Below are 7,171 nucleotides of genomic sequence, written 5' to 3' on the forward strand. Positions count from 1 at the left end.
GGGAGGAAGCAATGCTTGCCTTGGAGGCCAGGCCGGAACCGGTGTGCATCGTGCCAGCGCAGACGGCCGTCATCGTGGTGGACATGCAAAACGCCTTCGCCTCGGCGGGCGGCATGTTCGATCTGGCGGGCTTCGACATATCGGGTGCTGCACCGGCCATCGAGGCCAACAAAAGGCTGCTTGCGGCCGCGCGCAAAGCTGGCCTCACCGTGGTCTATCTCCAGATGTCGTACAGACCGGATCTCGGCGACGCCGGCGACATTTCCTCGCCGAATTACCACAAGGAACTGGGAATGGTGCTGATGCGCCAGCGCCCCGAACTGCGCGGCAAGCTGTTGATCGACGACAGCTGGGACTGGCAGATCGTCGATGCGCTGAAGCCGGAGCCGGGCGACCAGATCATCCGCAAATCCCGCTACAGCGGCTTTTGCAACACCGGTCTGGAAGCGTATCTGCGGGCTCGCAATATCCGCCATCTGCTGTTCAGCGGGGTCGCCACCAATGTCTGCGTCGATGCGACCGCGCGCGACGGCCTACATGCTGGAATTCTGGCCTGTCCTGGTCGAGGACGCGATGAACCATTCGGGCCCCGACTTCAACCGCCAGGCAACGCTGTGGAATTTCGAAAACGCGTTCGGATGGGTCACCAGGACCGACATGGTGGTCGAGGCCCTGCGCGCGAAAGCCGCCCGACCCCTGCCGGCCTAGCCGACCGTCGAAGCGGCCGGCTCGCCTGTGGTACAAGGGGACATGGGCGATTCCTTCCATCTTTCGACGGCCGACCTCGCGGCGCTGGCCTTCTTCCTCATCGTCTGGGTGCTGCATACGCTGGCCTCCGACGGCAGACTGGTCAGCCGCGTCTCGTTGACGACGGCTATGAACGCCCAGCGCGCGACCTGGATGCGAACCATGGCCGAGCGCGAGATCCGTATCGTCGACACCGCCATCATGACCGGTCTGCAGCAAGGCACCGCCTTCTTCGCATCCTCCTCGCTGATCGCGCTTGGCGGCTGTTTCGCGCTGCTCGGCGCCTCCGACCAGGTGCTTACGGTGCTGAGCGACCTGCCGCTGAGCGCGACCTCCTCGCGCGAGGCCTTCCAGATGAAGGTTTTCGGCCTGGTGCTGATCCTGGCCTTCGCCTTCTTCAAGTTCGGCTGGGCCTACCGACTGTTCAATTACTGCTCGATCCTGATCGGCGCCGTGCCGATCCCGTACGGCGAGGCTTCGCGCAATCCGGTCAGCGAGACGGCGGTCTGGCGCGCGGCGCGCATGAACATGCTGGCCGGCAAGCATTTCAATTCCGGCCTGCGCGCGGTCTTCTTCTCGATCGGCTATCTCGGCTGGTTCATCGACCCGGTGATTTTCGTGCTGTCGACGCTGCTGCTGCTGGCGGTGCTGGTCCGGCGCCAGTTCTTCTCTGCGGCCAGGGAGGCCGTCCTCGGTCAGCCGCCCGGGAAGGGCCCGTCGATGCGGCCGGACAGCCAGTAAGCGGCAAGCCCGATCCATTCGCGGATCGCCATGGTCGTCACCTGCAGCGAATCGGCCGGGTTGTCACGGAACAGGCCGATGCCTTCCTTGCCCGAGGTGCGGTAATCCACCGGCCATGGGATGGTCGGGAAGCCAGCCTTGTCGAACAGCGCCTTGGCGCGCGGCATGTGGAAGGCCGAGGTCACTAGCAGCCAGGTCTCGCCCGGCTTCGGCGCCACCATCTGCCTGGTGAAGACGGCGTTCTCATAGGTGTTGCGCGACTTGTTCTCGAGGATCAGCCGATCTGCGCTGACGCCGAGCGCGCCAAGCAGGCGCGGTGCGGTGTCGGCATCGCCCTCGCCGTCCAGGAACAGTTCTCCGGTACCGCCGGATACCACCACCTTGGCCTGCGGGAACCGCCTGGCGAGGATCGCGGTCTCGACCATGCGGTCGCCGCCACTGTTCAACTCATAGCCGCCGCGTGCGAGGTTGATGGCGCCCTCGAAGCCGCCGCCGAGCACGACGATGCCGTCGACTTTCTGCGGCAGCGACGGTTTGGCAAAGCGCTCCTCCAGCGGGTTGAGCATCATCGCGCCGAGCGAGGTCCAGGCGGAAAGCGACAGGATCAGGAAGGCGAGCACGCTGCCGGTGGCGGCCAGCCGCCGACGGCCGAACGCGGCCGCGAGCAGGCCCGCCAGCAGCAGGAAGATCGCCAGGTTGAGCGGCTGGATGAAGAACCAGAAAATCTTGGAAAGATAGAAGAACATCCCTCACCCCATTACAGCGCCGCGCGCCCCTGGACGCGCAAGGGACGCTGTAACACTTTGATCTTGCGCATGATCCTTTCCGAAAATCGATTCCGATTCTCGGAGCCACGAGCTAGATGAGGGACGACCCTACCACCACTTTTCCGGCTGAAATGTGCCGGCCGCCTGCTCGATGACATGCGCCGTCTGGAACAGCGTCTCCTCGTCGAAGGGACGGCCGATGAGCTGCAGGCCGAGCGGCAGGCCCTTGGCGTCGAGACCGGCGGGGACGCTGATGCCCGGCAGGCCGGCCATGTTGACGGTCACCGTGAAGATGTCGTTGAGGTACATCTTGACCGGATCGGAAGCCATGTCCTCGTCGGCGATGCCGAACGCGGCCGACGGCGTCGCCGGCGTCAGGATGACGTCGACGCCGGCGGCAAACACGTTCTCGAAGTCGCGCTTGATCAGAGTGCGCACCTTTTGCGCCTGCAGGTAGTAGGCGTCGTAATAACCGGCCGACAGCACATAGGTGCCGATCATGATGCGGCGCTTGACCTCGCGGCCGAAGCCGGCGGCGCGGGTCTTCTCATACATGTCGACGATGTCCTTGCCCGGCACGCGCAGGCCGTAGCGGACGCCGTCATAGCGCGCGAGGTTCGACGAGGCTTCGGCCGGCGCCACGATGTAATAGGCCGGCAGCGCGTATTTGGTGTGCGGCAGCGAGATGTCGACGATCTCGGCGCCGGCTTCCTTCAGCCAGGCAATGCCCTTCTGCCACAGAGCTTCGATGTCCTGCGGCATGCCGTCGACGCGGTATTCCTTGGGAATGCCGACCTTCATGCCCTTGATCGGCTTGCCGATCGCGGCTTCGTAGTCCGGCACCGGACTATCGACAGATGTCGTGTCCCTCGGGTCGACGGAGGCCATCGACTTCAACAGGATCGCGGCGTCGCGCACGTCGCGCGCGATCGGGCCGGCCTGGTCCAGCGACGAGGCGAAGGCGACAATGCCCCAGCGCGAGCAGCGGCCATAGGTCGGCTTGATGCCGACCGTGCCGGTGAAAGCCGCCGGCTGACGGATCGAGCCTCCGGTGTCGGTGGCGGTGGCGCCGGCGCAGAGGAAAGCGGAAACGGCCGAGGCCGATCCGCCGGACGAGCCGCCCGGCACGAGCTGGGCATTGTCCAGCGTGCGCTGGGTTTTCGCGCCGCCGGCCGAGACGAAGCCGCCGTCGCCCTGGTGCGTGGTCGGCATCACCACCGTGTCGAGGCGCGAGCGCCGCCACGGGTTGATGACCGGGCCGTAGTAGGAGGTCTCGTTGGAAGAGCCCATGGCGAACTCGTCCATGTTGAGCTTGCCCAGCATGACGGCGCCGTCGGCCCACAGATTGGCGGTGACGGTTGATTCGTAGCGAGGCTCGAAACCGTCCAGCACGTGGCTGCAGGCCTGGGTGTGGACGCCCTTGGTGCCGAACAGGTCCTTGATGCCGAGCGGAATGCCTTCCAGCGCGCCGCCCTCGCCCTTGGCGAGCTTGGCATCGGAGGCCTTGGCCATGTCGCGGGCCTTGTCGCCGGTGACCGTGACATAGGCATTGAGCACCGGATTGGCGCGCTCGATCGCCCGCAGATAGGCCTCGGTGATCTCGGCGGCGGTGATCTCCTTGCCGCGCAGCCTGGCGCGGGCTTCGGAAATCGTCAGATGTGTCAGTTCGCTCATCAGGCAAGGCTCTTTTCGTAAAACACCGACCATTCGGAGTCGGGATAGTCCAGCACCGGGCCGCACCGCGAGAATCCGGCGCGTTCATAGACAGTCCAGGCGGCGGGGTGGCGGTCGCCGGTTTCCAGCACCAGGCGCGTCATCCCCTCGCTGCGTGCCAGCGCCTCGACCCGCTCGACAATGCTCGCGCCGATCTTCTGGCCACGATGCGAGGGCCTGGTGTACATGCGCTTGACCTCGCCGATGCCGCTGTCGTGGCGCTTCAGCGCGCCGCAGCCAACGGCGAGACCATTGTCGCGCGCGATGAAGACCGTCGTGTCCTTGCCGGCCATCTCCTCCACGGTCATGTGGTAGCAGTGCTCCGGCGGCGTCAGTTCGAGCAGCGTCACGTTGAGTTCCTCGACAAGGATGCGCACATCGTCCTGCAAGGCGGTCTCGACGGCGATCTCGATTGCCATCGGGCCTTTACTCCACCACCTTCGGGACGAGGAAGAAGTTCTCTTCGGTGGCCGGCGCGTTGGCGACGATGTCGGCGGGCTTATTGCCGTCGGTCACGATATCCAGGCGCTTCTTCATCTCCATCGGCGTCACCGAGGTCATCGGCTCGACGCCGGAAACGTCGACTTCGTTCAATTGCTCGACGAAGCCGAGGATGGCGTTCAGTTCGCCGGTCATGCGCTGGGCGTCCTCCTCGCTCACCGCAATGCGGGCAAGGTGCGCGACGCGCTTCACTGTCTGAAGATCAACGGACATTTTTGTTGCCTCGGGAAAACCAGCGCTATAGCGGCGACGCGCGCGCCGCGCAACCTGCATCGCCGCGCGGATGGCTGAGATTTGGGCTTAAGGCAGCGCCACGCCTTCGCAGTGGAAGTAGCTGCCGCCATTCCCGGCCTGCTCGCTCTCGTCATCGACCGGCCGAACCGAGACAAGGTCGATCTGCTTCGGGCTCATTTGGGTGACCGACAGGACGTCGGGAAAGACCAAACCCGGCTCCTGGCAGATGGCGGTGACCGCCCAGCTCGGCGAGCGCGATGCCTTGGTGACCTGAAGGAACTCGCAATTGAATTCGATGCCCTCGAGTCCGCGGGCCGACAGGACGATGTTGCCTGCCTCGATCAAGTCCTGCAGCTTGCCCTTCTTGGCCTGCGCGCACAGTTCCTCCGATTGCAGGTAGACGCCGTCGATGAAGCCCTCGGCCGCCGGCGCGGGGGACGCGGCAACCAGCATCGAAACACAAAGTGTCTGCCTCAAAGCCATGATTTCATTCCATTTCCCCAATGAATAGTCCCGGCTCAGCGCGTCTCCGCGCCTATAACGTGATGGTTTGGCCAATCGCCGGCAAGGCCACATCGACGCCGGAGCCCTCCATGCCGGCGACGAACTTGTCGGCGGTCTGGTCGATGATCGGGAAGGTGCCGAAATGGCAGGGAACGACCGTGTCGAAGTTGAAGAAGCGCTGGCAGGCGAGCGCCGCCACCGCGCCGCCCATGGTGAAGCGGTCGCCGATCGGCACAAGGCCGATCTTCGGCTCATGCAGTTCGTTGATCAGCGCCATGTCTGAGAAGATGTCGGTGTCGCCCATATGGTAGAGCGTCTTGTCCTGCGGGAAATGCAGCACGAGGCCGCCGGGATTGCCGAGATAGGTGTTGGCGCCGCCCTCGCCGCCGAAGGACGAGGAGTGCAACGCTTGGACGAAGGTGGTGGTGAAGGCGCCGCAATCGACGGTGCCGCCGATATTGCCGGGATTGATCTTGCTGCCGCTGGCGCCCTGGCCGACCAGATACATGCAGATCTCGTAATTGGCGACCAGGACGGCGCCGCTCTTCTTCAGAATCTCCAGCGCGCCGCTGACGTGATCGTTGTGGCCATGGGTCAAGAGCACGTGCGTCACCCCTTCCGCCGGCCCTTCCCAGCCGCCCGTCCAGGACGGATTGCCGATCAGATAGGGGTCGATCAGGATATTGGCCCCTGCCGTCTCGACGCGGAACGCCGAATGTCCGTACCAGGTCAGTTTCATCAATGCCTTCCTCGATTTTTGCTGCGCCAGAGGATAGAACGCCTCCGGCAGAATTAAAGTGCCATCACATGCGGTGCGTCAAAAAGGGTGCGCCGCGCTTGAGGTCAGAGGAAAGCAGTTGGGCATCATATCGATCGAGGACTTGCCGGCACGTCTCCAAGGCGGCAGGACCTTGGCCGGGCTCGACCTCGGCGACAAGACGATCGGTGTGGCGGTCTCCGACCGGGGCCTCGCTTTCGCTCATCCGCGGCCTGTCATCATGCGCAGGAAATTCTCGCTCGACGCGGCCCTGCTGCTCGCCCAGATGCAGAAGGACAATGTCGGCGCGATCGCGCTCGGCCTGCCCGTCAACATGGACGGGTCGGAAGGCCCGCGCGCCCAGAAATCGCGCGCTTTCGTGCGCAACATGGCGTCCCTGTCCGACCTGCCCTTCGTGCTCTGGGACGAAAGGTTGTCGACGGTGGCGGCCGAGCGGACGCTGATTGAGATGGATTTTTCGCGCAGGAAGCGCGCCGACAAGATCGATTCGGCGGCGGCGGCCTTTATTCTGCAGGGAGTGCTGGATCGGCTCCAGTCACTTGAGGAACCGAACCCGACCAGCGATTCCTGACCCAGGCGGTGATGTTGCGGCGGCGGCGGAACGCCCACAGCGCCATCAGCAGGAAGCTGTCGAAGACGCAGGCTTTCGCCACCATGCCGGGAATCAGAGCGGGATCGATGCCCAGCATCTCGCCGTAAAGCTGGAACACCAGGTCATGCAGCGGGCGGCTCAGCATCACGTAGCCGAAATTCATGTCGTTGAGCGACAAGAAGAACCAGCCCCAGAACAGGAGCAGCGGAGCGGCCCAGAGCGCGAACAGGGTACGCATCAGCGGCCATCCCTCGAATTCGCTTCCGGACGACCGGAAATGCGTGACAGCAGCGAACTGTGCGCGGCGCCCCGTGCCATGACATGGGCGGTCGCGCGGAATTCATTGTCGGCCGCGAATGCCTCAACCCGCGCCGAGCGCTGCTCGGCCAGCACCGCGACATAGGAAGCAAGCAGCGCCGTCAGTTGGACGGCGACGACCATGAACAGCCCGTCGATGCCTTGCGCCGCGCCGCCGACCAGAACCAGCGACAGCACGCCGGAGGCGGAAATGAAGGCGATGCGCGCGACACCATCCGTGGCATCGGGATTTGCCGCTATGTTGAGCAGCGTTTCGACGAAGGCCCAGCAGAACAG

9 protein-coding genes and 2 pseudogenes are annotated in these 7,171 nt (G+C 64.5%); 3 read left to right on the forward strand and 8 right to left on the reverse strand.

Annotated elements, in window-relative coordinates; all coding sequences use genetic code 11:
* Nucleotides 1-11 precede the first annotated feature (11 nt).
* Both EN781_RS20380 and EN781_RS20385 read left to right on the forward strand, forming a co-directional pair.
* Nucleotides 12-708: pseudogene (locus EN781_RS20380) on the forward strand (cysteine hydrolase).
* A gap of 42 nt (nucleotides 709-750) precedes the next feature.
* Nucleotides 751-1,488, forward strand: coding sequence for a DUF599 domain-containing protein (locus EN781_RS20385; RefSeq protein ID WP_126054679.1), 738 nt, complete (start codon nucleotides 751-753; stop codon nucleotides 1,486-1,488).
* Here EN781_RS20385 and EN781_RS20390 read toward each other — a convergent pair.
* The 6 genes from EN781_RS20390 to EN781_RS20415 all read right to left on the reverse strand — a co-directional run bounded on the left by EN781_RS20390 (nucleotide 1,443) and on the right by EN781_RS20415 (nucleotide 5,946).
* Nucleotides 1,443-2,234, reverse strand: a complete 792-nt coding sequence (locus EN781_RS20390; RefSeq protein WP_126054680.1) for a YdcF family protein — start codon at nucleotides 2,232-2,234, stop codon at nucleotides 1,443-1,445. The genes EN781_RS20385 and EN781_RS20390 overlap by 46 nt on opposite strands.
* Nucleotides 2,235-2,363: 129 nt before the next feature.
* Nucleotides 2,364-3,929: an amidase family protein gene (locus tag EN781_RS20395; protein ID WP_126054681.1), complete on the reverse strand. Its 1,566-nt coding sequence runs from the start codon at nucleotides 3,927-3,929 to the stop codon at nucleotides 2,364-2,366.
* Nucleotides 3,929-4,387: a GNAT family N-acetyltransferase gene (locus EN781_RS20400; protein WP_126054682.1), complete on the reverse strand. Its 459-nt coding sequence runs from the start codon at nucleotides 4,385-4,387 to the stop codon at nucleotides 3,929-3,931. Before EN781_RS20400 ends, EN781_RS20395 begins: the two co-directional genes overlap by 1 nt.
* A gap of 7 nt (nucleotides 4,388-4,394) precedes the next feature.
* A complete protein-coding gene (gene gatC, locus EN781_RS20405; RefSeq protein WP_126054683.1) occupies nucleotides 4,395-4,682 on the reverse strand; it encodes an Asp-tRNA(Asn)/Glu-tRNA(Gln) amidotransferase subunit GatC in 288 nt (95 codons plus the stop codon).
* 87 nt (nucleotides 4,683-4,769) lie between these two features.
* A complete protein-coding gene (locus tag EN781_RS20410; protein WP_126054684.1) occupies nucleotides 4,770-5,186 on the reverse strand; it encodes a hypothetical protein in 417 nt (138 codons plus the stop codon).
* Nucleotides 5,187-5,238: 52 nt separating this feature from the next.
* On the reverse strand, nucleotides 5,239-5,946 hold the full coding sequence (locus tag EN781_RS20415) for a metal-dependent hydrolase (RefSeq protein WP_126054685.1): 708 nt from the start codon (nucleotides 5,944-5,946) through the stop codon (nucleotides 5,239-5,241).
* Nucleotides 5,947-6,064: 118 nt separating this feature from the next.
* On the opposite strand from EN781_RS20415, the gene ruvX reads away from it, so the two are divergent.
* Entirely contained in the window at nucleotides 6,065-6,556 is a 492-nt protein-coding gene (gene ruvX, locus EN781_RS20420; protein WP_126054686.1) for a Holliday junction resolvase RuvX, read from the forward strand.
* Here the strand turns inward: ruvX and EN781_RS20425 are convergent.
* Nucleotides 6,489-6,815 carry a DUF6105 family protein gene (locus EN781_RS20425; RefSeq protein WP_126054687.1) on the reverse strand — a complete coding sequence of 109 codons (327 nt, stop codon included), beginning with the start codon at nucleotides 6,813-6,815 and terminating at the stop codon, nucleotides 6,489-6,491. The two genes, ruvX and EN781_RS20425, sit on opposite strands and share 68 nt — an antisense overlap.
* Nucleotides 6,815-7,171 (reverse strand): annotated as a pseudogene (locus tag EN781_RS20430) (hypothetical protein); the annotation flags it as partial. The pseudogene EN781_RS20430 and the gene EN781_RS20425, both read right to left, overlap by 1 nt.

It is taken from the genome of Mesorhizobium sp. M4A.F.Ca.ET.090.04.2.1 (assembly GCF_003999085.1).
In the GTDB taxonomy this organism is placed as follows: domain Bacteria; phylum Pseudomonadota; class Alphaproteobacteria; order Rhizobiales; family Rhizobiaceae; genus Mesorhizobium.

What these genes read in the sequence shown, in the direction of transcription:
- EN781_RS20385 (WP_126054679.1), top strand. Translation starts at nt 751, where the DNA reads ATGGGCGATTCCTTCCATCTTTCGACGGCCGACCTCGCGGCGCTGGCC.
- EN781_RS20390 (WP_126054680.1), bottom strand. Translation starts at nt 2,234, where the DNA reads ATGTTCTTCTATCTTTCCAAGATTTTCTGGTTCTTCATCCAGCCGCTC.
- EN781_RS20395 (WP_126054681.1), bottom strand. Translation starts at nt 3,929, where the DNA reads ATGAGCGAACTGACACATCTGACGATTTCCGAAGCCCGCGCCAGGCTG.
- EN781_RS20400 (WP_126054682.1), bottom strand. Translation starts at nt 4,387, where the DNA reads ATGGCAATCGAGATCGCCGTCGAGACCGCCTTGCAGGACGATGTGCGC.
- gatC (WP_126054683.1), bottom strand. Translation starts at nt 4,682, where the DNA reads ATGTCCGTTGATCTTCAGACAGTGAAGCGCGTCGCGCACCTTGCCCGC.
- EN781_RS20410 (WP_126054684.1), bottom strand. Translation starts at nt 5,186, where the DNA reads ATGGCTTTGAGGCAGACACTTTGTGTTTCGATGCTGGTTGCCGCGTCC.
- EN781_RS20415 (WP_126054685.1), bottom strand. Translation starts at nt 5,946, where the DNA reads ATGAAACTGACCTGGTACGGACATTCGGCGTTCCGCGTCGAGACGGCA.
- EN781_RS20425 (WP_126054687.1), bottom strand. Translation starts at nt 6,815, where the DNA reads ATGCGTACCCTGTTCGCGCTCTGGGCCGCTCCGCTGCTCCTGTTCTGG.